This is a genomic window from Kocuria himachalensis, assembly GCF_054784195.1.
Genome location: NZ_BAAGPL010000002.1, coordinates 64,648 through 85,348 on the forward strand (window position 1 = coordinate 64,648; position 20,701 = coordinate 85,348).

Below are 20,701 nucleotides of genomic sequence, written 5' to 3' on the forward strand. Positions count from 1 at the left end.
CGGTCCTCCGGGGGGCGCGGCGGTTCGTTGTCCCCATTGGAGCACGCAGAGGTGAACGGTGGGCCACGACACAGCGACGTCTTCCGGCCCGCGCCGCGCGGGGCCCGGCATGCGCGGAGGCCCCCACCGGCGGGTTCGCGGCGGGGGCCTCGTGCGGGGCGGAAGGTAAGGGATTTGAACCCTTGGTACGGGGTCACCGCACACCGGTTTTCAAGACCGGCTCCTTAGGCCGCTCGGACAACCTTCCCCGCGCTCGACCGTTCCCCGGTGGGGCGGCGGAGCGCGCAGCCCATTCTTCCACGGCGCCTGGAACGCCGCCAAAGCCCCGGCTAGGGTGAGCGCGTGGACGCACCCGAGAGCCCCGACCGCGGGACGACGACGATCGTGTGGTTCCGGGACGATCTGCGCGTCACGGACCACCCCGCCCTCGACGCCGCGTGCCGGCGCGGCGCAGTGGTCGCCCTCTACGTCCTGGACCAGGAGTCCGAGGGGATCCGGCCCCTCGGCGCGGCCGCGACGTGGTGGCTGGACGGGTCCCTGCGGTCCCTGCGGGAGTCCCTCCGGGAGCTGGGCATCCCCCTCGTGCTGCGCCGCGGCCCCGCGGGGGACGTGCTGCCCGAGGTCCTCGGGCGCACGGGCGCGGGCGGCGTCACGTGGAACCGCCGCTACGGCGGCCCCGAGCTCGCCGTGGACGCCGGGGTGAAGCAGTGGTGCGCCGCGCACGGGGTCGAGGCGCACTCGTTCCAGGCCGCGCTCCTGCACGAGCCGTGGACCCTGCGCACCGGCGCCGGCGGCCCGTACAAGGTGTTCACCCCCTTCTGGAAGGCGCTCCGGGCGCTGGAGATCCGGCAGCCGCTGCCCGTGCCCGGTGCGGGCCGGGGCGCCGCCGCGGAGGTCGCGGCGGCCGCCGGCACCGAGGACCAGGACGACTGGGGCCTGGTGCCGTCCCCGGAGCGCGCGGCCGGTCTGGCGGCGACGTGGACGCCCGGGGAGGCGGCCGCGTGGGAGCGCCTGGACGACTTCCTGGACCGCGTCGAGGGCTACGCCGAGGGCCACGACCGGCCCGACCGGGACGGCACCAGCCGGCTCTCCCCGCACCTGCGGTGGGGCGAGATCAGCCCGTTCGCGGTGTGGGACGCGGCCGTCCGGCACCGGTCCGAGCAGGGGAGCAGCGAGGGACTGGAGAAGTTCCTGGCCGAGCTGGGCTGGCGGGAGTTCAACTGGCACCTGCTCCACCAGGTGCCGGACCTGCACGTGCGCCACGTCCGCCCGGCCTTCGACGCGTTCCCGTGGCGGGATCCGGCGGAGGCCGCCGGCGACGTCCGGGCCTGGCAGGAGGGGCGCACCGGCTTCCCGCTCGTGGACGCGGGCATGCGGCAGCTGCGGGCCACAGGGTGGATGCACAACCGGGTCCGGATGGTCGCCGGGTCCCTGCTCACCAAGAACCTGCTGGTCGACTGGCGGGCCGGGGAGCAGTGGTTCTGGGAGACGCTGGTGGACGCCGAGCCCGCGAGCGGGCCCGGGAACTGGCAGTGGGTCGCCGGCTCCGGCGCGGACGCGAGCCCGTTCTTCCGGATCTTCAACCCGCTGACCCAGGGCCGGAAGTTCGACCCCGACGCCCGCTACATCCGCCGCTGGATCCCCGAGCTGGCCGGGGACGAGGGCGTGGACCCGCACGAGCCCGGCCTGCTCGGCCCGTCGGTGGGCTACCCGGAGCCGGTCGTGGACCTGCCGACCAGCCGCGGACGGGCCCTCGACGCCTACGCCTCGATCCGCTGAGCGCGGCACCGGCGCACCCCTGTTCGCCACGGGCCGACGCCGGGTGACCGGGTCCCGGCCCCGCGACACAATGGGAGCGCACGTCGTCCCCGACCGGAAGGCCCCACCATGCGCGCAGTGCTCGAGACCACCCCCGGCGGACCGGAGGTCCTCGCGGTCGCCGAGGTCCCCGCCCCGGAGCTCACTCCCGACGGCGTGCGGATCCGGGTCCGGGCCGCCGGGATCAACCGGGCCGACGTCATGCAGCGGCGGGGCAAGTACCCGGTCCCGCCCGGAGCGTCGAGCGTCTTCGGCCTCGAGGTCTCGGGCACGGTGCAGGAGCTCGGCCCCGCGGTGCCCGCCGGCGCCGGGCTCGCACCCGGGGACGAGGTCGTCGCCCTCCTGGACTCCGGGGGCTACGCCGAGGAGGTCGTCGTCCCGGCCGGCCAGGTCCTGCCCGCGCCCGCGGGAGTGGACCTCGTCGCCGCCGCCGGGTTGCCGGAGGTCTGCGCCACGGTCTTCTCCAACGTCTTCATGGCCGCCGCCGCCCGCGAGGGCGAGACCATCCTGGTGCACGGCGGCACGGGCGGGATCGGCACCAACGCCATCCAGATGTGCCGGGCGCTCGGACTGCGCGTGCTGACCACGGTCGGCAGCCCGGACAAGGCCGACGCCGCACGGCGGCTCGGCGCCGAGGCGATCGACTACCGGCGGGAGGACTTCGTCGAGCGCGTGCGGGAGCTCACGGACGGGCACGGCGCCGACATCGTGCTCGACGTCGTGGGCGGCTCCTACCTGGGGCGCAACCTGGACGCGCTGGCCACCAGCGGGCGCATCGCGGTCATCGCCACCCAGGGCGGGCGCACGGGCGAGCTGGACCTCGGCACGCTCATGGCCAAGCGGGCCGCCGTGATCGGCACCACGCTGCGCCCGCGGCCCGTGGCGGAGAAGACCCGCATCATGGCCGCCGTGCGGGAGCACGTGTGGCCGCACGTGGAGTCGGGGGCCGTCCGCCCGATCGTCGACCGCACCTTCCCCCTGGACGAGGTCGCGCGGGCCCACGAGCACTTCGACTCCGGCACGCACATCGGCAAGGTCCTGCTCGTCCCCTGAGCGCGGCCGACGCGGCCAGGGCCTCCTGTGCCGTGGTTCACGGCAGGTCTACACTCGGAGCGGACTTCCCAGGAGATCCACAGCTTCCCTTCCCACGACTGGAGACCTGCGATGAGCTCTTCCCACCAGCCCCCCGGGGGGCCCCGGGACACCACACCACCGGGGCCCGCCGGCGGCGCCCCCGCAGCCCTCGACGAGCGGCCGCCGGCCGCCCTCGACCCCGAGACGCTGGAGCGCGAGGGCGGCCGCTGGACCCCCGCGAAGATCGCCGTCTGGGTCGCGATCGCCCTCGTCGGGGCCCTGGGCTGGTTCATGCTCGCGATCGCCCGCGGCGAGGCCGTCAACGCCATCTGGTTCGTCTTCGCGGCCGTGGCCACCTATCTGATCGCCTACCGCTTCTACTCGAAGTTCATCGAGGACAAGCTGGTCCGCCCGGACGACACCCGTGCCACCCCGGCCGAGTACAAGGCCAACGGCAAGGACTACATGCCCACCGACCGCCGGGTGCTCTACGGGCACCACTTCGCGGCGATCGCGGGCGCCGGTCCCCTGGTGGGCCCGGTGCTGGCCGCGCAGATGGGCTATCTGCCGGGCACCATCTGGATCATCGTGGGCGTCATCCTCGCCGGCGCGGTCCAGGACTACCTCGTCCTGTTCTTCTCCCTGCGCCGTGGCGGCCGCTCCCTCGGCCAGATGGCCCGTGAGGACCTGGGCGTGGTCGGCGGCACGGCCGCGATCCTCGCGACCCTCGCCATCATGATCATCATCACCGCGATCCTCGCGCTCGTGGTGGTGAACGCCCTCGGGGAGTCCCCGTGGGGTGTGTTCTCCGTGGCCATGACCATCCCGATCGCCCTGTTCATGGGCGTCTACCTGCGCTACCTGCGCCCGGGCAAGGTCATGGAGGTCTCCGTGATCGGGTTCGCGCTGCTGATGCTCGCCATCGTCGCCGGGGGCTGGGTCGCCGAGAGCCCCGCCTGGGCCGAGGTCTTCACCCTGGAGCGCACCACCATCGCGTGGGGCATCATCATCTACGGCTTCGTCGCCGCGGTCCTGCCGGTCTGGCTGCTGCTGGCGCCCCGCGACTACCTCTCCACCTTCATGAAGATCGGCGTGATCGGGCTCCTGGCGATCGCCATCGTCGTCGTCCGTCCCGAGGTGACCGCCCCCGCCGTGGACGTCTTCGCGTCCCGATCCGACGGTCCGGTGTTCCCCGGCTCCCTGTTCCCCTTCCTGTTCGTCACCATCGCCTGCGGCGCCCTCTCCGGGTTCCACGCGCTGATCTCCTCGGGGACCACCCCGAAGCTGCTCGAGAAGGAGCGCCAGGCCCGCTTCATCGGCTACGGCGGGATGCTCATGGAGTCCTTCGTGGCGATCATGGCCCTCGTGGCGGCGGTGACCATCGACCGCGGCCTGTACTTCGCCATGAACTCCTCGGCCGCCGTCACGCAGGGCACCGTGGAGGGCGCGGCCGCGTTCGTGAACTCGCTGGGTCTCACCGGCGTGGACGTGGACCCGGCCATGCTCGAGTCCACGGCCCGGGCCGTGGGCGAGGAGTCCGTGGTCTCCCGCACCGGCGGCGCGCCGACGCTGGCCGTGGGCCTGGCCAACATCCTGTCCCAGATGTTCGGCGGCGGCGGGCTGATGAGCTTCTGGTACCACTTCGCCATCATGTTCGAGGCGCTGTTCATCCTCACCGCCGTGGACGCCGGCACCCGCGTGGCCCGGTTCATGCTCTCCGACTCCCTGGGCAACGTGTTCCCGAAGTTCAAGGACACCTCGTGGCGGGTGGGCGCGTGGCTCACCACCGCGATCATGGTGGCCGGCTGGGGCGCGATCCTCTACATGGGCGTGACCGACCCCCTGGGCGGCATCAACACCCTGTTCCCGCTGTTCGGGATCGCCAACCAGCTGCTCGCGGCGATCGCCCTCGCCGTCTGCCTGACCATCGCCGCCAAGCGCGGGTCCTTCCAGTACCTGTGGATCATCGCGCTGCCCCTCGCCTTCGTCACCGTCATCACGGTCTACGGGTCGATCCTGAAGATCTTCTCGTCCGTGCCGGCGGTGGGCTACTGGGCGCAGCACAACGCCTTCCGCGCGGCGAAGGCCGCCGGTGCCGAGACCTTCGGAACGGCGAAGACCCCGGAGGCCATCGACGCGGTCATCCGCAACACCTTCATCCAGGGCTCGCTGTCCATCCTGTTCGTGGTGCTCGCGGTGATCGTCATCGTCACCGCCCTCGTGCGCACCGCGCAGGCCTTCGCCCACCGCGACGACCCGGACCACCCGTCCCGGCGGAACACCGAGGACCCGTACCTGCCGGCGGAGATCTACGCCCCCGCCGGCCTGGTGGCCTCGGCCCCGGAGAAGGAGCTCGAGCGGCAGTGGGCCGAGTACCACCGCGCGCACCCGCAGCCGCGGAGGCGCAGCCATGGCTGACACCTCGGCCCTGCGCCGCGAGCTGCGCATCGGCCTGCGGAGGATCGCGGACGGTGTCGGCCGGATGGGCCGCATCGCGCTCACGGGCGACAAGTACGAGCACTACCTGAAGTACCACGCCTCGACCGGGTGCGAGCACCCGCCGATGAGCGAGGCCGAGTTCTGGCGCGACTACCACGCGTGGCAGGACGACCACCCCGAGGGCCGCTGCTGCTGAGGCGGTGCCCCCCCCCGGCGGCCACCCGCGCGGGAGGCGGGCCGGAGCGCCGTAGGATGGACTGTCTCCTCTCGAAAGGACCGCCCGTGGCATTCCTGCGCGACTACCGCGCCGCTCGCCGTGACGAGGCCGAGCTCGGCCTGGGCGTGTGGCGCCGCGCCCACGACCGGTTCCGCCGGGGTCTGGACCGCTTCCACCAGATCCTCGAGAGCCTCCCGGACAAGACGCTCGCGCAGTCCGTGGTGCCGACCGCCAACGCGCTCGCCGATCTGCTGCCGGAGGTGCGGGCCGTGTGCGCCGCGGCGCAGCGCACGGCGCCCAGCAGCAGCCACGACATCCCGGCCTCCCCGGGCGGCTACCTCAACGACGTCCACCGCGAGCTGTCCCGCGCCGGCAACGCGATGGCCCAGGCCGCGGAGGCCCTCACCATGGCCCGGTTCGTGCGCCCCGACGAGGAGTCCTCGGCCCACCGCCTGGACGCGGTCGTCCGCCGGGCGGAGGCGGTGCGGGAGCACGTGGAGCGCGCGGAGGAGCTGCTGCGGCGGGGCTGAGCCCGTCCCACCCAGGGGCCGGGGTGGACCCGACAGCCTGCTGATGGTTGGATGGTCGGCATGAACGCATCCGGATTCGACTACCGCGCGGCCGACGACGAGTTCGACGCCCGCTGGTCCCGCTCACCCCTCGGCCGTCCCGGCCGCGGCGGCCCCGGCCGCTTCGGCCCGGGCTACGACCTGCCCGGCCGCCGGGGAGGGACGTACGGGCGCCGGTCCGGCTTCCGGATGCTCCCCTTCCCCGGCTACTCCACGCGGACCCGCCGCGGCACGAACGTCACGGTGGGCGGCTGCTGCCTGCCGCTGCCGATCGGGTGCCTGACCACCACGGTCCTCGCGGGCGCGGCGGCCGTCCTCGTGGGGCGTGCCACCCGCGACTGAGCGTCCCGGCGGGCCGGGCGGCGGATCACGCGGCCGCCGGCTCCGCCCGCAGGGCGTCGACCGGGACGGGCGCGACGACCGCGACCGGAGCGGGCGTGACGTGCTCGACCGGGACGGGTGCGTCCTCCTCGGCCTCCAGGGGCGGGCAGAGGCGCCAGCCGACGGCCTCGAGGTCCAGGGCGAGGCGCATCTGGCCGGTCACGGGGCCCTCGTCGCAGTAGCGGCCGAAGGACCGGCGGACGTCCTCGAGCGCCCGCCAGCGGATCAGCGCCGCCGGGCCGCCGACGGCGGTGGACCGGGCGGAGACGGCGCCCACGTTGCGGTCCTGCAGGGCGGCCAGGGCTCGGGCCAGGAAGCCCGGTGGCAGCCGGACGCCCGCGTCGAGGACCAGGACCAGGTCGTCCGGCTCCATCCGGACGGTGTCCAGGGCCTGGTTCAGCGCCCCGGCCCGGTCGTGACGGTTGTCGACGGTGAGCAGGACCTCGGCGCCGGCGTCCAGGGCGACCTCGACGGTGGCGTCGGTGGAGTCGTCCGACATCACGAGGATGCGCTCCGGCGGACGGGTCTGGCGGTGGAGGGAGGTGACCGCGTGCTCGACGCGGGCCGCCTCGTCGTGGACGGGAATGATCGCGGCGATCATGACGACTTCTCTCGGCGTGCTCGGCGTGCGCCCCGCCGCTGACGTCCCCCTGCGGCGAGGAGCCCGACCGGCCCCTGAACGAGTGCTTTCGGTGACAACGTGAGCCCCCTGACGTGTTGTCCTGGACCAAAGTCTAGGCACCACGGCGGACAGTTTACATCCGCAAATCAGGGGACGTCGGCCCCGGCAGGACAGGCGATCCGGGGGGCTCCGGGGGCGCTACGCCTCGTCCCGGCCGCACTCCCGGCACAGCTTCCAGAGGTTGGTGTCCCCGTGCCGCTCGAACACCACCCGGCTCACCAGCGCCTGGATCAGGGCGAGCCCGCGCCCGGACTCGCGGTGCTCCTGTGCCATGGTCCGCGCCAGGTCCACCTGCGCCGGTGCGGCGCCGATCTCGTAGATCCTCGCCTCCAGCCGGTGCGGGTCCGCGACCAGGTCCACCGCGAGCTCGATCGGCTCCTCCGCCGCGGGCACCGCGTGGATCACCACGTTGCCGGCCGCCTCCACCACCGCGAGCGTGAAGGCCATCCGGTCGGCCTCGGGCACGAACGCGGCCTCTCCCCACAGGGCGTCCAGGTCCTCGTGCAGGGCGTCCACCGTCAGGGCTGTGGCGGGACCCCGGCGCGAGCGTCGGGCCGTGGGCTCAGTCATCGGCGAAGGCCGCGTCGGCGGTGTCGTAGGGGTTGAGGACGCGGTGCATGCTGGTGAGCTCGAGGACCATGCGCACCTGGGGGCTGACGTTCGCGATCCGCAGGTCGCCGCCGGCCTGGCGGGCCAGCTTGAGGCACCCGATCAGGGCGCCCAGGCCGGAGGAGTCCATGAACTCGGTGCCGCCGAGGTCGACCACCACGTGGTTGCTGCCCTCGCCGACGACCTTCGCCACGACCTCCCGGAGCTTGGGCGCTCCCACCATGTTGAGCCGTCCGGTGCCCGTGATGTGGGCGAACCTCGGCTTCTGCTCAATCGTGAACTGCATCGGCACTCCTCTTCCCGGGCTCGAAGCCCGTGTATCTCGCGGCGGTGACCAGCACGCTCAGCACCACCAGGTCGAAGGCGACCCAGGCCACGTTGACCAGGGTTCCCACCGGTTCGTTCAGTCCCACCGCCAGCCGGACGGTCCCCACCACGAGGGCCGCGGCCAGCAGCCCCATCACCACCAGCTGCGGGCGGATCAGGTGCCATGCCGGACCGGAGTCCTGCCGCACCTTGGGCGTGACCGCGAAGCCCAGGGGCCGGCCGAACCAGACGTTGCGGGCGGCCGTGGTGCACGCCCGGATCCAGATGGGGAACAGGGCCAGACTGTACTGCTGGCCGCGCCACGTGGGGATGCCCCGGCCCACCACGAGGAACAGCAGCTGGTTGACCACCATGAAGGGGATGAACCGGACGAAGAAGTCCCAGCTGAGACTCGTGACCGGGAGGATGCCCAGCACCAGGTACACGATGGGCGCGGCGAAGTAGACGACGGCCGCGAAGCCGGACAGGTAGCTCCACATCGTGGCGAAGTACATGAGCCGCTGGCCCCACCCGAGCCGGCGCTGCAGCAGCGGGTTCTCCCGGAGCAGCACCTGCACCGTGCCCTGCGCCCAGCGCAGGCGCTGGGTGAGCATGGTCTTCAGGTCCTCGGGCGCCAGGCCGTGGGCGAGGACCTCGTGGTGGTAGACGCTGCGCCAGCCCAGGCCGTGCAGGCGCATGGCCGTGGCCATGTCCTCGGTGACCGAGATCGTCGCCAGGGGCATCACCGGCTGGGCCTCGCCGGGCCGGTCCACGGAGACCGCCTCGAGCACCTCCCGGACCGGCTGCACGGCGGCCAGCGGGGACAGGTCGCGGCGGGACATCCGGTCCACGGCGGAGGCGAGCTCCTCCGGCCACACCATGCCGTCCTCGGGGGGCAGCTCCAGGGCGGCGATCGAGGCGAGGTCCGCCTCGATCTGGGAGAAGTCCTGGGTGACCGTCCGCCGGGCCGCCGCGTCCACCTCCCGCTGCAGCCGGTAGGTCAGCTCCGTCAGGGGGGCGCCGGCCTTCAGCTCGGCGTGGGCCCTCGCGGTGGCGGCCTCGACGTCGTCGAGCATGCCGGCGACGACGGGGTTCGCGGCCTCCGGGGCCCGCCGCGCCTTCCGCAGGGCGGCCCGCGTGCGGGCGAGGGCCTCCTTCACGTCCTGCTCGACCTCCTGGACGTAGCCGGAGAGGCCGAGCTGCATGAGCGCCTCGCGGCGCAGGATCGCGTTGGAGCCGCAGAAGAAGGCGGCGTTCCAGCCGTCCTTGCCCTGCTGGATGGGGCCGTAGAACAGGGGGGCCTGGCTGCCGAGCGGATCGAGGTTGGGCACGTTGACGAACCACTGCGGCGTCTGCACGAGCGCCACCTTGCGGTCGTTGAACCAGCCCAGGGTGCGGTCCAGGATCTCCGGGTCGGGGACCTGGTCGGCGTCGAGGATCAGGAGGAACTCGCCCTGGGTCGTCATCAGGGCGTTGTTGAGGTTACCGGCCTTGGCGTGGCGGGGCCGGTCGGTCCAGTCCTCGCTGCGCGTCAGGTAGCCCAGCCCGTGCTCGGCGGCGAGGGCCGCGAGCTCGGGGCGGGCACCGTCGTCGAGGATCCACGTGCTGTGGGGGTGCCGGATCGCCTGCGCGGCCAGGGCGGTGCCCATCACGAGGTCCAGGGGCTCGTCGTAGGTGGTGATGAAGACGTCCACCGTGGCGCCCGCGGGCGGGGCGCCGGCCTCTCCCCGGCGCCGGAGCCGCCACACGGTGAGCCCGAAGAGCGAGACGTCGATCAGGCTGTAGGTCTCGGCGAGCACGAGGGGCACGGCGATCCACCAGGCCGACCAGTTCAGCGACTCGAGCCAGCGCCAGGCGATGTAGTTGACCCCCAGCAGGAGGGTCAGGACGACCAGGAGCCGGACGAGGAACCGGTTCACGGGGCGTCCCGGCGGCGGACGACCACGGCGGTGACGTCGTCGGTGCGGGTCTCCTCGGCGGCCAGGTCGAGGATCGCGGTGCAGACGGACTGGGCGTCGTGGTGGCGGGAGACCACGTCCGCGACCGCCCGCACGGCGTGGTCGACGTCCTCGTAGGCGTCGAGGAGGCCGTCGCTGACGACGACGAGCGCGTCGCCGGGCGCGAGCACGATCCGGCCGGGCACCCACTCCGTCCCGGGCACCGCCCCCACCGGGGGACCGCCCGGGCGCAGCCGGTCGATGCCGTCCGCGCGCACGTGCAGCCCCAGCCCGTGGCCCGCGTCGACGTACTCCACGACCCCGCGCGCCGTGTCCAGGCGGGCGTGGAAGAGCGTGACGAAGGAGTCCGAGTGGGCGAGGTCGTTCTCGAGGTGCCGGCACGTGTCGCGGAAGGCCTGCTGCATGTCCGGCTGCCCGGCCGCGGAGCGCAGCACCGCGCGCACGGTGGCGGCGATGAGCGCGGCCCCCATGCCCTTGCCCATGGCGTCGGCCAGCGAGACCTGGAGCCCGCCGCCGGTCGTGTACCAGTCGAAGAAGTCCCCGCCCACGCTGCGGGAGGGCCGGCACGCACCGGCCACGTCGTAGCCGGGCACGGACGGGGCGGCGGCGGGCAGCAGGCTGCGCTGGACCTCGGCCGCGCGGCGCAGCTCCTCGGCGTCGGCCTGCTCCGCCCGGGCGCGCGGCCGGCGGAACATCGCCTCGATCCGGGCCTGCAGCTCGCGGGGGCTGAACGGCTTGCTGATGTAGTCGTCCGCCCCGAGCTCGAGGCCCTCCAGCCGGTCGATCTCGCCGGGGCGGGCCGTGACCATGAGCAGGTAGGCGTCGGAGAACTGCCGCACCCGCCGGCAGACCTCCAGCCCGTCGAGGTCCGGGAGGCTGAGGTCCAGGGTGATGAGGTCGGCGCCGTCGCGGCGCACGGCCTCGATGCCCTCGAGGCCGGTCGCGGCGGTCGTCACGGTGAAGCCGCGCATGCCGATGGTCTGGGCGAGGAGGTTGCGGATGTCGTCGTGGTCTTCGATCACGACGGCACGGCGACCCTGGGGGGAGGGGGTCATGGACTCATTAAGCCGCTATTCTTTGCAATTGTCATCCCGACCCCCCGAGGGTGACGCACCCAGTCGGAAGAGTTCTCCCGTGGACCGCTTGCTCACCGTCCTCTCCCTCGACCGGATCAGCTTCCACGAGCTGTCGATGCGCCGGCGCGTGCTCCTCAGCCAGATGCCGCTGTTCGTCACGACCGTCGTCCTCGTGGCCGGGATCTGGGCCGTCCACGAGCCGCTGCGGGACGACCTGCGGGTGCAGCTGGCCCTCGCGCTCACGGTCGCCCTGACGGCCCTGTGCGTGCTCGTGCCGTGGGACCGGCTGCCCTACGGGGCGTTCCTGACGATCCCGGTCCTGGACTTCGTCCCCATCACCCTGCTGCGGGAGGGCACGTTGAGCACCGTGACGGGGGTGGGCATCATGGCCGCGTTCCCCGTCATCTGGCTCACCGGCTCGGGACGGCTGCCCCGGGCGTCCGCACCGCTGGGGTTCCTCCTGACCCTCGCCATGGTGTGGGTCCCGCTCCTCGTCCCGCCCCGGCCGCTGAGCGCGCAGCTGCTGACGGCCCCGCTGCTGATCCCGGTCATGCTGCTGGGCATCGGGCTCACCGTCCAGGTGCTGTCGAACAGCATGGAGCGCCAGAACGCCGAGCTCGAGGCCAAGGACGCCGAGCTGCGCCGGCTGCTGGGCGTGACCGCGCGGCGGGAACGGCTGCTGAACACCGTCCTGGACACGGTGGACGTGGGCGTGCTGGCGATCGACGAGCACGGCCACGACATCCTCATGAACCGCCGCCAGCACCGGATCCACGAGCTCTCGCTGCCCGAGGGGATGCGGGACGGCGCGGAGGCGGACCTGCGGATCTACGCGGACGCGGACGGGACCCCGCTGCCCGTGGACCGGCGTCCCGCCCTCCGTGCCATCCGCGGCGAGTCCTTCTCCGACGCCCTGGTCTGGGCGGGGGAGCCGCCCCTCCAGCGGGTCCTCTCCGTGTCCGCGCGCGTGCTCCGGGACGAGGACGGGGGGACCGAGGGCTCCGTCCTGTCGTTCAACGACGTGACCGAGCTGGTGGCGGCGCTGCAGGCCAAGGACGACTTCCTGGCCGGCGTCTCCCACGAGCTGCGCACGCCACTGACGTCCATCCGCGGCTACACCGAGCTCCTGGCCATGGACGAACAGCTCCCCGGGCACGTCCGCTCCGGGCTGGAGGTCGTCGAGCGCAACGCCGACCAGCTGCTCGTCCTGGTCGAGGACCTCCTGCGCACGGCCGGCCCCGTCCTCGAGCTGCAGCCGGTGCGGGCCGACCTCGTCCAGGTGGTCCAGCAGTCCGTCGCGGCGTCCGGGCTCCGGGCCGCGGAGGCGGGGGTGGACCTGCGGGTCGACGCCCCGTCCCGCCTGGTCCTGCCCTGCGACCCCGTGCGCCTGGGGCAGGTGCTCGACAACCTGCTCTCGAACGCCATCAAGTACTCCCCGCACGGCGGGCCGGTGACGGTCCGGGTGGCCCCGGCCGGGACCACCGTGCAGGTGCAGGTGGCCGACCGCGGCATGGGGATGCGTGCGGAGGACGCCGAGCACGTGTTCGGCCGGTTCTTCCGCAGCAGCAACGCCCGGATGAGCGCGATCCCTGGGCTGGGCCTGGGCCTGGCGGTCGTGCGCGAGATCGTCGAGCGCCACGGCGGCACCGTCCGCTGCGACAGCGCGCCGGGGGAGGGGACGGTCTTCACCCTCGTCCTCCCCGCGGACGGGCCGACCGGTGCGGGCGACGTCGACGGGGCGGAGCCGGCCGGATCACCGGCTGTACTCGAGCCGGACCGAGCTGTCGTCGGGCAGCACCAGGACCGAGCTGCCGGCGACCGTCCAGTGCTCGGGCAGGAGAAAGTACCGGCCGCCCCGCAGCGTGAGCAGCCGTAGCCCGTCGTAGCGGTAGAGCGGGTCGTCCGGCGGGCCCAGTTCCTCCGCGCCGACCCCGGGGAGGCCGATGTGCAGTGGCTTCTCGCTGTAGACGACCGTCCGCGGCATCGTCTCCAGCTCGTCCTCCAGGTCGTAGGCCATGGCCCGGCCCATGGCCTCGGCCACCGCCGACGTGCCCCAGAAGACCAGGAGGGCGACCACGGACATCAGCGCGAAGCCTCTCAGGAGTTGCCGGTCCGGCGCGGCGAGCGGCTCGCTCAGGGCAACGACGCGCCGCCGGAGGCCTGCCGCCCAGGCGGCGCCGAGGACGCACAGCGCCATGACGAAGGGGACGACCCAGGCCTCCTGCTCCGGCACGGCGCCGCCGAGGATCCGCGCCGCGACGGCCAGCCCGACGAAGAACCACGTCCCCCGGCGCGCCCACCGCGCCACCGGGGCGCTCCCGGACCGGCGGACGCGGGCCTCCACGCGCTCGCGGATCCTGCGGTCCAGCCACACCCCGCCGAGGACGGCCACGGCGATCCAGAGGAGCTGGACGTACAGGGAGCCGATGCTCAGCAGCAGGTAGTCCTGGGTGGTGTAGCCGAAGAGGTTCGCGTCCAGGCCCATCTCCCGGGCCTGGGCGCCGGCGCGGACCCAGCCGAAGTACAGGAGCAGCGCCGTGAGCAGGCTCACCCCCACGCCCAGCTCCGAGACCGCCTGGAACAGCCGCCCCCAGAGCGGGGACCCGGCCGGCTTCGGCTCCGCCACCGTGGCTCCTACGGCGTGGGGGCGGGCGTGGGCACGGGTGCCGGGGCGGGCTTCGGCGGAGGGCCGGGACAGGGGGCCGCCGGCACCTGGTACACCAGGTAGCCCTGCCCGCCGACCGGCCAGTCCGCGTCCGTGACGGACACCGGGACCGGGCCGGCCACGTCGGACGGCGGAGCGCGGAAGAACAGGCTGCCGTTGCCCTCCTGCACCGGCACGGCCGTGGCGCCCACCGACACGGCGCGGATGCCCTCGGGCGGCACCCACTCGAGATTGCCCTGCAGGAAGACCGGAGCACCCCCGCAGGTGGAGACGGGGATCTCCAGACCCTCCACCCCGGGAGCCAGGGGCGAGAGGAGGCCCTCCAGGACGAGGGGGCACGCCGTGCCGTCGGGGACCTCGAGCTCGGGGACCGCCTCCGGTGTCCGGCGGTGGAACTCGACCAGCCTCCGCAGGCCCGCCACGGTCTCCTCCTCCCAGCAGCTGCCGGGTGCCGGGGCGGCGGCCAGGGCCTCCTCGCCCTGCCGCCACAGCTCGGGGTCGTTGGTCGTGGCGGCCTCGCACAGGAGGGCGCCGGCGCGCGGAATGGGCTGGCCCCGGGACGCGAGCAGCTGCTCGTCGCCGCAGTCCCCGTCCTTCAGGGGGTCGTACCACAGCGGGGTGCCCTCCCCGTTGGGCCCCATGCGTAGCCAGGTCAGGATGCGCGAGACCGGGGGGTCGGCGGCCTCGCTGGGTGGCGGGGCCCCGGAGCCCGACGGGGGCGCGGACTCCGGGGAGGTCGGGGCGGGCCCGTCCGGGGGAGGATCGGAGGAGGTTCCGCAGGCCGAGGTCGCCAGAGCCGCTCCGGCGAGGACGAGCGTGCAGAGCCGCTGTGGGGAACGGAGTCGCATGGTGCACCGCCAAAGTGGTCCGTGGTGGCCGATCGCCCGGAGTGGCCTCAGCGTACGGCGGGATCGGCTCGACAAACAGCGCTCTGACCAGGGGTGACGCGACTGTGACGGCCGGTCGGCGCCGTCCGCCGCCGGGGCCGGCGGCGGACGGGGCCCGGGGCGCGACGACGAAGGCTCCGGACCCGTCGGGTCCGGAGCCTTCTCCTGCCGGAGCCTCCTGTCGGAATCGAACCGACGACCTTTTCATTACGAGTGAAACGCTCTACCGACTGAGCTAAGGAGGCCTGCACACGGCCGTCCAGGACGGCCTCAGTGCAGGTGAAACTGTAGCAGAGAGCGCCGGGGCGTCCCCAATCGGGTCGGCCGGGCGCCGTGGGGCGTTCCCCGGGAGTTCACCGGCTCTTCGGCCGCCCGGCGTGGCCCGCCCGCGGACCCGGTGCGCAGCATGGACGGACACGACGACAGGGCCGGCCGCAGGGCCCGCCCGGAAGAGGAGCAGCCCAGTGCGCACACCGGACGGCGGTCTCGCGCCGGACCTCGAACTGGCCTTCCTGGACATGTCCGGGACCGTGTTCCACGACAACGGGATCATGGAGCGGGCCTTCGAGCGCACCGTGACCGGTCTCGGCGTCGACCCCGGCTCGGAGCGGTTCCGACGGATGCTCCAGCACGTCCGGGACACGCTGGGCCAGTCGAAGGCGGGGGTGCTCGAGCAGCTGTTCGCGACCGACCCGGACCGGGCGCGGCAGGCCGTCCGGGACTTCGAGCACCATCTCGACGAACTGCTGGCTACGGAGGGGGTCACCCCCGTGGAGGGCGCGGAGGAGGCCGTCGCGGCGCTGCGCGAGGCGGGTCTGCGGGTGTGCCTGGCCACCGGCTACGACCGGCACAGCCTGAACACGCTCCTCGAGCAGCTCGGCTGGACGGGTCTGGCCGATCTCAGCCTGTGTCCTTCGGACGCGGGGCGCGGGCGGCCCTGGCCGGACATGGTGCTGACCGCCGTGCTGGCCCTCGACCTCGGCGACGTCCGCCGGGTCATGGTCGTGGGGGACACCGCGGCGGACGTGCAGGCCGGGCTGCGGGCCGGTTCCTCCGCGGTCGTCGGCGTCCGCACGGGCGCGCACGACGCCGCGTCCCTGCGCGCGGCCGGCGCCCACGTGGTGGTCGACTCGGTCCGGGACCTCCCGGGCCTCGTCCGGGCGCCGGTGCCCGGGAGGAGCTGACGCCCACCGCGCCGTGCCTCCGCGCTCCGGCGGACCGCGTGCGAGTGCGACGCGCGCCGACCGGCTCGGCCGCCTCGGCGGCGCGGGCTCAGGAGCAGGTCGTGCCCTCCGCGGGGAGCTCGCCCTCGAGCAGGTAGGCGTCCACGGCGTCCTGCACGCAGCGGTTGCCGGCCGTGTAGGCGGTGTGGCCGTAGCTGTCGTAGGTGAGCAGGCGGGCGTCGTCGAGCTGCTCCACGAGGGCCTCGGACCAGTGGTAGGGGGTCGCGGGGTCGTGGGTGGTGCCCACCACGAGGAGGGGATCGGCGCCCGCGGCGTCGAGCGGCTCCTGCAGGCCCACCGGGTCGACGGGCCATCCCTGGCACGCGGCGTCGCCGTAGCCGAGGTATGGGCCGAAGGTCGGCGCGACCCGCTCGAGCTCCTCCTGGTGCCGGGCCATCTGCTCCGCCGTGACCGTCCCGTCGGGCCGGTCGAGGCAGCTGACGGCCGTGAACGCCACGGTCGTGTTGCTCGTGTACCGGCCCTCGGCGCTGCGCCCGTGCGTGGCGTCCGACTGGGCGAGCAGCGCGGAGAAGTCGCCGTCGAAGGCGGCGCCCAGGGACTCGTTGAGCGTCTCGTAGGTGGTGGTCGCGTAGAGCGGGCCCAGGATGCCCTCGACCGCGTTGGTGGCGGTGACCCGCCGGCCGTCCGCGGCGGTCACGGTCCCCTCGTCGACCGAGGCGACGAGCTCCTGGATCCGGTTCATCGCCTCGTCCACGGAGACGTCGGCCACCACGCAGTCCCGGATCTCGGACTGGCACTGCTGCACCCAGTGGCGCAGGTTGTCCTCGAAGCCCTCCGCCTGGTCGGCGGTGGCCTCCATGTCGCTCAGGGTCGGGTCCACGCCGCCGTCGAGCACGAGCCGGCCGACCCGGTCGGGGAACAGGTCGGCGTACACCGCGCCCAGGTGGGTGCCGTAGGAGAAGCCCAGGTAGGTCGTCCGCTCGTCGCCGAGGACGGCCCGGAGCACGTCCATGTCCCGGGCGGCGCTCACGGTGTCCATCCGGGACACGAGCTCCCCGGAGTCCTGCACGCACGCCGCGCCGAGCTGTTCGTACTCGTCCTGGATCTGCTCGACCGGCTGGTCCTGGGGGTCGAACATCGGCTCGGCCCGCCACGCGTCCAGCTCGGCGTCGTCGAGGCACTCGATCCCCTCGGAGCGGCTCACGCCGCGCGGGTCGAAGCCCACCACGTCGTAGGCCTCGCGCACGTCGCCGGTGACCGTGTACTGCGCGTAGAGCATCGCGTCCACCCCGGAGGCGCCGGGCCCGCCGGGGTTGAGGAGCAGGCTGCCGCGGGCGTCCCCGCGGGCGGGCAGGCGCGACATCACCACCGTGGTGGTCCCCCCGTCCGGGTCGGCGTAGTCGAGGGGCACCTCGACGTCGGCGCACTGGAGGTCGTCCTGCGCGCCGTTCGTCTCCACCTCGAACGTGCAGTCCTCCCAGGCGACGGTCTGCGTGTAGTAGCGCCGGAGCTCCTCGGGGCTGCCCTCGACGACGGCGCCGGCGGCGCCTCCGGAGGTCGGCTCGCCCGTGGCGCCGGCCCCGAGGGAGGAGCATCCGCTCAGGAGCAGGCCGGCGGCGGTCAGTGCGGCCGTGACCGGCAGGAGACAGCGGCGCGAGGGGGCGGCACGGCGGATCATGGGGCTCCTCGAGGGGGTGGGGGGCGGGCGGTCGCGGGCGTCAGAGCAGGGAGACGGCCATGGCCTCGAAGGCCAGCTGCGCGCTGACGTTGGTGCGGATCCGGTCCCGGGTCCGGCTGATCACGTCGATGCGGTGCAGCGTCCGCTCGGGGGTCGAGTTGGACGCGTGGTCCTGCAGCTGCTGGGCCAGGTGCTCGTTGACCAGGGCGGAGCCCGTGCGCAGCTGGAGGGTCAGGACGTCGCGGTAGAAGGTGGTGAGGTCGATGAGGAAGCGGTCGAGGGTGTCCGTCTGGATCCGCCGGGACCGGCGCTTCTGGTCGGCCTCGAGCCGGTTGAGGGCGCCGCGGATGGCGGGCGGCACCCGCCCGGACTCCGGTGCGCCCAGGGCCACGAGCAGCTGCTTGCGCTCCGCCTCGTTGCGGGACTCGGCGTCCGCCTGGGACTCCTCCACGGCGATCTTGTGCAGCCGGTCCGCGGCGCGCACGGCGTCCGGCACCCCCGAGAGCTTCAGCGGCATGGAGACGACCTCCTGGCGCCGGGTGCGGGCGTCGTCGTAGAGGGCGAGCCGCTTGGCGATCCCCACGTGGGACTGGGCCAGCCGGGCGCTCTCCTCCGCGCGCTGCCGGGGCACCCCGTGCCGCCGGATCAGCAGCTCGGCCACGTCCTCCACGGCGGGCACTTTCAGCGTGGCCGGACGGCAGCGCGAGCGGATGGTCACGAGCACGTCCATGGGGCTCGGGGCGCACAGCAGCCAGATGGTGTTGGGCGGGGGCTCCTCCACGGCCTTGAGCATCACGTTGGAGGTGCGCTCCACCATGCGGTCGGCGTCCTCGACCACCATGACGCGCCAGCGTCCCACCGAGGGCCGGTCCTGGGCGCGGACCACGAGCTCGCGGGCCTCCTCGATGGTGATCTGCGGGTTCTCCGTGACGAAGTGGGTGAGGTCCGCGTGCGAGCTGGCCAGGACGGTGCGGCACGCGTGGCACTTCCCGCACCCGCGCTCGGCGGGGTCCTCCTGCTCGCACAGCAGGGCCGCGGCGAACGCGAGGGCCGCGTTGGAGCGCCCCGAACCGGGCGGCCCGGTGAACAGCCAGGCGTGGTTGGGGCGGTCCTCCTGGGCGGCGCGCCGCAGCTGCGCCACCACGGCGTCCTGGCCCAGCAGCTGGTCCCACACGCTCACGCTCCCACCTCCGCGGCCGCGGCGCACCGGGAGAGCCCGGCGAGGCGGGCGCGCACGGAGGCCGCGATCTCCGAGGCCGGGCGGGTGGCGTCGAGCACCAGGTAGCGCTCCGGCGCCCGCCCGGCGAGCTCGAGGAACGCCTCCCGGTTGGCGTCGTGGAAGGCGTCGGGCTCGGTCTCCAGGCGGTCGCCCGCGGTGCCGTCGCGGGCCTCCCGGCGGGCGCGCCCCGTCCCGGCCGGGACGTCGAGGAGCACGGTGAGGTCCGGGACGAGCCCGGCCGTGGCCCACGCGTTGAGCTCCGCGACGCGGTCCACGCCGAGGCCGCGCCCGGCGCCCTGGTAGGCGGCGGACGAGTCGGCGAAGCGGTCGCAGACCACGGTCCGCCCGGCGGCGAGCGCGGGGCGGATGAGCTGGGCGACGTGGGCGGCGCGGGCCGCGGCGAAGAGCAGGGCCTCGGCGCGGGCGTCGACGGGCCCGTGCGCCGGGTCCAGCACGAGCTCGCGCACCTTCTCGCCCAGGGGGGTCCCGCCGGGCTCCCGGGTGCGCACGGTGTCGTGCCCCTCGGCGCGCAGGGCGTCCACGAGCCGGTCGACCTGCGTGGACTTCCCGGCGCCGTCCCCGCCCTCGAACACGACGAAGAGCCCGCGCCCGGACGGCGCGGGGGAGGACTCCGCGGCGGAGGCGGGCGTCGGGGCGGGGTCCGGTCGGGAGGTCACGGTCCCAGCCTATCCACCCGCGCGGACAGCGCCGCCGGACCGCGCGCGGGCCGGGGACGCCGCGGGCCGATAGCCTGGGGCCATGACTGCGCGCTCCGAGATCCCGTCCGCCCCCGGCCCCACCGCCCTCCGCCCGGACACCGTGCTGGTCGCGGGCGGGCGGCCCGCACCGGAGCACGACGCGCCGGTCGGCCCGTCCATCGTCCTGACCTCCACCTATCGGGGCTCCGGCGCGCTCGACGCCGAGGACCGCACCTACGGGCGCTTCAGCAATCCCACGTGGGAGGACGTCGAGGACGTGCTGGGCCGGCTCGAGCAGGCCCAGCTGCCCGGGTTGCTCTACGCCTCGGGGCTGGCCGCCGTCGCGTCGGTGCTCTCGCTCGTCCCGGCGGGCGGGCGCGTTGTGCTGCCCCGGCACAGCTACCAGGGCTCCCTGGCCCTGGCCGCGGACCTCGAGTCCCGCGGGATGCTCACGGTGCGGACCGTGGACGTCGCGGACACCGAGGACGTCGTGGCCGCCCTCGACGACGCCGACCTGCTCTGGCTCGAGAGCCCCACAAACCCCATGCTGGAGGTCGCCGACCTCCCCGCGCTGCTCGCCGCGGCCCGCGAGCGCGGCGTGCTCACGTGCGTGGACAACACGTTCGCCACCCCGCTCCTGCAGCGCCCGCTCGTGCACGGCGCCGACATCGTGGTGCACTCCGTGACCAAGTACCTGGCGGGGCACTCCGACGTCGTCCTGGGGGCCGCCGTCACCTCCGACCCGGCCCTGCGGGCCCGGCTGAAGGGCCACCGCTCCCTGCACGGCGCGATCCCGGGCCCGTTCGAGGCGTGGCTCGCGCTGCGGGGGATGCGCACCCTGGCGGTGCGGGTGGAACGCTCCGCGGCCACCGCCGGAGAGCTCGCCCGCCGCCTCCAGCGGCACCCGGCCGTGCTCGAGGTCCGCTACCCGGGCCTGCCCGGGGACCCCGGGCACGAGCGCGCCGCGGCGCAGATGGACGGCTTCGGCGCGATCGTGGCGATCGTCCCCGCGGGGGACGTCGACGCCGTCGAGGCGGCCGTGGACACGCTGCGCGTGTGGACCCCCGCGACCTCGCTCGGCGGGGTGGAGTCGCTGATCGAGCGGCGGCGCCGGCACCACGAGGAGCCGCACAGCGTCCCGGAGACGCTGCTGCGCCTGTCGGTGGGCATCGAGAACGTCGAGGACCTCTGGGAGGACCTCGACCGCGCCCTGTCCGGGATCGACCGGTAGGCTGGGCGGC

The 20,701-nt window shown here is 74.1% G+C and carries 18 protein-coding genes and 2 tRNA genes; 9 read left to right on the forward strand and 11 right to left on the reverse strand.

Annotated elements, in window-relative coordinates; translation table 11 throughout:
* Nucleotides 1-159 precede the first annotated feature (159 nt).
* Nucleotides 160-247, reverse strand: a tRNA-Ser gene (locus tag ACYVM4_RS01515).
* Between the two features lie 95 nt (nt 248-342).
* Here ACYVM4_RS01515 and ACYVM4_RS01520 point away from each other — a divergent pair.
* The 6 genes from ACYVM4_RS01520 to ACYVM4_RS01545 all read left to right on the forward strand — a co-directional run bounded on the left by ACYVM4_RS01520 (nt 343) and on the right by ACYVM4_RS01545 (nt 6,459).
* Complete coding sequence (locus ACYVM4_RS01520; protein WP_368820833.1) at nt 343-1,779, forward strand: cryptochrome/photolyase family protein; 1,437 nt, start codon at nt 343-345, stop codon at nt 1,777-1,779.
* 108 nt (nt 1,780-1,887) lie between these two features.
* Nucleotides 1,888-2,871 carry an NAD(P)H-quinone oxidoreductase gene (locus ACYVM4_RS01525; protein ID WP_368820832.1) on the forward strand — a complete coding sequence of 328 codons (984 nt, stop codon included), beginning with the start codon at nt 1,888-1,890 and terminating at the stop codon, nt 2,869-2,871.
* Nucleotides 2,872-2,982: 111 nt separating this feature from the next.
* Nucleotides 2,983-5,310, forward strand: coding sequence for a carbon starvation CstA family protein (locus tag ACYVM4_RS01530; protein ID WP_460667427.1), 2,328 nt, complete (start codon nt 2,983-2,985; stop codon nt 5,308-5,310).
* The gene (locus tag ACYVM4_RS01535; RefSeq protein ID WP_460667428.1) at nt 5,303-5,527 is read left to right on the forward strand and encodes a CstA-like transporter-associated (seleno)protein; all 225 of its coding nucleotides are present in this window, start codon (nt 5,303-5,305) and stop codon (nt 5,525-5,527) included. Before ACYVM4_RS01530 ends, ACYVM4_RS01535 begins: the two co-directional genes overlap by 8 nt.
* 86 nt (nt 5,528-5,613) lie before the next feature.
* Entirely contained in the window at nt 5,614-6,078 is a 465-nt protein-coding gene (locus ACYVM4_RS01540; protein WP_368820829.1) for a hypothetical protein, read from the forward strand.
* Between the two features lie 60 nt (nt 6,079-6,138).
* The gene (locus ACYVM4_RS01545) at nt 6,139-6,459 is read left to right on the forward strand and encodes a hypothetical protein (protein WP_368820828.1); all 321 of its coding nucleotides are present in this window, start codon (nt 6,139-6,141) and stop codon (nt 6,457-6,459) included.
* A gap of 25 nt (nt 6,460-6,484) precedes the next feature.
* Here ACYVM4_RS01545 and ACYVM4_RS01550 read toward each other — a convergent pair whose 3' ends face one another.
* The 5 genes from ACYVM4_RS01550 to ACYVM4_RS01570 all read right to left on the reverse strand — a co-directional run bounded on the left by ACYVM4_RS01550 (nt 6,485) and on the right by ACYVM4_RS01570 (nt 11,108).
* Complete coding sequence (locus ACYVM4_RS01550) at nt 6,485-7,099, reverse strand: glycosyltransferase family 2 protein (RefSeq protein ID WP_460667429.1); 615 nt, start codon at nt 7,097-7,099, stop codon at nt 6,485-6,487.
* A gap of 219 nt (nt 7,100-7,318) precedes the next feature.
* The gene (locus ACYVM4_RS01555) at nt 7,319-7,750 is read right to left on the reverse strand and encodes an ATP-binding protein (protein WP_460667430.1); all 432 of its coding nucleotides are present in this window, start codon (nt 7,748-7,750) and stop codon (nt 7,319-7,321) included.
* Nucleotides 7,743-8,075 (reverse strand): STAS domain-containing protein, encoded by a 333-nt coding sequence (locus ACYVM4_RS01560; RefSeq protein WP_368820825.1) that lies wholly within the window; start codon nt 8,073-8,075, stop codon nt 7,743-7,745. Before ACYVM4_RS01560 ends, ACYVM4_RS01555 begins: the two co-directional genes overlap by 8 nt.
* Nucleotides 8,059-10,014: a glycosyltransferase family 2 protein gene (locus ACYVM4_RS01565; RefSeq protein ID WP_460667431.1), complete on the reverse strand. Its 1,956-nt coding sequence runs from the start codon at nt 10,012-10,014 to the stop codon at nt 8,059-8,061. Before ACYVM4_RS01565 ends, ACYVM4_RS01560 begins: the two co-directional genes overlap by 17 nt.
* Nucleotides 10,011-11,108, reverse strand: coding sequence for a PP2C family protein-serine/threonine phosphatase (locus ACYVM4_RS01570; RefSeq protein WP_368820823.1), 1,098 nt, complete (start codon nt 11,106-11,108; stop codon nt 10,011-10,013). Before ACYVM4_RS01570 ends, ACYVM4_RS01565 begins: the two co-directional genes overlap by 4 nt.
* Nucleotides 11,109-11,187: 79 nt before the next feature.
* On the opposite strand from ACYVM4_RS01570, the gene ACYVM4_RS01575 reads away from it, so the two are divergent.
* Nucleotides 11,188-13,005: a sensor histidine kinase gene (locus ACYVM4_RS01575; RefSeq protein WP_460667432.1), complete on the forward strand. Its 1,818-nt coding sequence runs from the start codon at nt 11,188-11,190 to the stop codon at nt 13,003-13,005.
* 758 nt (nt 13,006-13,763) lie between these two features.
* On the opposite strand, the gene ACYVM4_RS01580 is transcribed toward ACYVM4_RS01575, so the two are convergent.
* The gene (locus tag ACYVM4_RS01580; protein ID WP_368820821.1) at nt 13,764-14,435 is read right to left on the reverse strand and encodes a hypothetical protein; all 672 of its coding nucleotides are present in this window, start codon (nt 14,433-14,435) and stop codon (nt 13,764-13,766) included.
* 418 nt (nt 14,436-14,853) lie between these two features.
* Nucleotides 14,854-14,926, reverse strand: a tRNA-Thr gene (locus ACYVM4_RS01585).
* Nucleotides 14,927-15,145: 219 nt separating this feature from the next.
* On the opposite strand from ACYVM4_RS01585, the gene ACYVM4_RS01590 reads away from it, so the two are divergent.
* Nucleotides 15,146-15,865, forward strand: coding sequence for an HAD-IA family hydrolase (locus tag ACYVM4_RS01590; protein ID WP_460667433.1), 720 nt, complete (start codon nt 15,146-15,148; stop codon nt 15,863-15,865).
* A gap of 88 nt (nt 15,866-15,953) precedes the next feature.
* Here ACYVM4_RS01590 and ACYVM4_RS01595 read toward each other — a convergent pair whose 3' ends face one another.
* Genes ACYVM4_RS01595 through tmk form a run of 3 tightly spaced genes read right to left on the reverse strand, consistent with a single transcriptional unit; the run spans nt 15,954 to nt 19,439 of the window.
* Nucleotides 15,954-17,543, reverse strand: a complete 1,590-nt coding sequence (locus tag ACYVM4_RS01595) for an alpha/beta hydrolase (protein WP_460667434.1) — start codon at nt 17,541-17,543, stop codon at nt 15,954-15,956.
* A gap of 40 nt (nt 17,544-17,583) precedes the next feature.
* Nucleotides 17,584-18,723 carry a DNA polymerase III subunit delta' gene (locus ACYVM4_RS01600; RefSeq protein WP_460667435.1) on the reverse strand — a complete coding sequence of 380 codons (1,140 nt, stop codon included), beginning with the start codon at nt 18,721-18,723 and terminating at the stop codon, nt 17,584-17,586.
* On the reverse strand, nt 18,720-19,439 hold the full coding sequence (gene tmk / locus ACYVM4_RS01605) for a dTMP kinase (protein WP_368820817.1): 720 nt from the start codon (nt 19,437-19,439) through the stop codon (nt 18,720-18,722). Before tmk ends, ACYVM4_RS01600 begins: the two co-directional genes overlap by 4 nt.
* An 82-nt stretch (nt 19,440-19,521) precedes the next feature.
* Here tmk and ACYVM4_RS01610 point away from each other — a divergent pair, with 82 nt between their 5' ends.
* Entirely contained in the window at nt 19,522-20,691 is a 1,170-nt protein-coding gene (locus tag ACYVM4_RS01610) for a trans-sulfuration enzyme family protein (protein WP_460667436.1), read from the forward strand.
* The last annotated feature ends 10 nt before the right edge of the window (nt 20,692-20,701 follow it).

What these genes read in the sequence shown, in the direction of transcription:
- ACYVM4_RS01525 (WP_368820832.1), top strand. Translation starts at nt 1,888, where the DNA reads ATGCGCGCAGTGCTCGAGACCACCCCCGGCGGACCGGAGGTCCTCGCG.
- ACYVM4_RS01530 (WP_460667427.1), top strand. Translation starts at nt 2,983, where the DNA reads ATGAGCTCTTCCCACCAGCCCCCCGGGGGGCCCCGGGACACCACACCA.
- ACYVM4_RS01535 (WP_460667428.1), top strand. Translation starts at nt 5,303, where the DNA reads ATGGCTGACACCTCGGCCCTGCGCCGCGAGCTGCGCATCGGCCTGCGG.
- ACYVM4_RS01545 (WP_368820828.1), top strand. Translation starts at nt 6,139, where the DNA reads ATGAACGCATCCGGATTCGACTACCGCGCGGCCGACGACGAGTTCGAC.
- ACYVM4_RS01550 (WP_460667429.1), bottom strand. Translation starts at nt 7,099, where the DNA reads ATGATCGCCGCGATCATTCCCGTCCACGACGAGGCGGCCCGCGTCGAG.
- ACYVM4_RS01555 (WP_460667430.1), bottom strand. Translation starts at nt 7,750, where the DNA reads ATGACTGAGCCCACGGCCCGACGCTCGCGCCGGGGTCCCGCCACAGCC.
- ACYVM4_RS01560 (WP_368820825.1), bottom strand. Translation starts at nt 8,075, where the DNA reads ATGCAGTTCACGATTGAGCAGAAGCCGAGGTTCGCCCACATCACGGGC.
- ACYVM4_RS01570 (WP_368820823.1), bottom strand. Translation starts at nt 11,108, where the DNA reads ATGACCCCCTCCCCCCAGGGTCGCCGTGCCGTCGTGATCGAAGACCAC.
- ACYVM4_RS01580 (WP_368820821.1), bottom strand. Translation starts at nt 14,435, where the DNA reads ATGGGGCCCAACGGGGAGGGCACCCCGCTGTGGTACGACCCCCTGAAG.
- ACYVM4_RS01595 (WP_460667434.1), bottom strand. Translation starts at nt 17,543, where the DNA reads ATGATCCGCCGTGCCGCCCCCTCGCGCCGCTGTCTCCTGCCGGTCACG.
- ACYVM4_RS01610 (WP_460667436.1), top strand. Translation starts at nt 19,522, where the DNA reads ATGACTGCGCGCTCCGAGATCCCGTCCGCCCCCGGCCCCACCGCCCTC.